This is a genomic window from Corallococcus praedator (genome assembly GCF_003612125.1).
In the GTDB taxonomy this organism is placed as follows: domain Bacteria; phylum Myxococcota; class Myxococcia; order Myxococcales; family Myxococcaceae; genus Corallococcus; species Corallococcus praedator.
The window spans coordinates 1-512 of sequence record NZ_RAWI01000869.1 but is presented as its reverse complement, the minus strand read 5'-3'; the positions used below and the strand labels follow the sequence as shown (position 1 = coordinate 512).

The 512-nt window shown below is 67.0% G+C and carries 1 protein-coding gene; it reads right to left on the bottom strand.

The features are described 5' to 3' along the window. Positions 1-167: 167 nt before the first annotated feature. The coding region (locus D7Y13_RS42195) for an SDR family NAD(P)-dependent oxidoreductase (protein WP_120631089.1) at positions 168-512 on the bottom strand (345 nt) is incomplete at its 5' end.

Here is a 512-nt window from a genome sequence, read left to right as displayed (position 1 = left end):
ATTCAGCCCGAGCACCTGGTTGTAATAGATCAGCAGGAAGGTGCCGAACGCGGCGTCCTTCGCGCCGTACGCGACCGACCCGAAGCCATAGGCCATCGTCACGCTGGTCTTCAGGCGGCGCTTGACCGGGACGGCGATGCCGCCCGCCGCGTCGATCATGGCGTCGCTCACGCCGATGCGGCCTCGAGCGCGGAGAACAGGCCGGGCACCGAGTCATCCCAGCTAGCGCGCGTGCCGATCAGCATGCCGCCGTCTACCAGGATATGCGTGCCAGTGACGAAACTCGCGTCGTCGCTGGCAAGATAGGCGACGGCCGCGGCGATATCCTCTGGCCGGCCAGCGCGCTTGACCGGCTGCGCCTTGGCGGCAGTCTGGGCGATCACGCCGTTGACGTGGTCGCGCGCCTGCCCTTCCAGCCCCAGCGCCGAGGTGAAGATGTTGGTGGTGATGAAACCAGGCACGACCGCGTTGACGCGGATATTGTCTTTCGCCAGGTCGGCGGCGGCGACCTT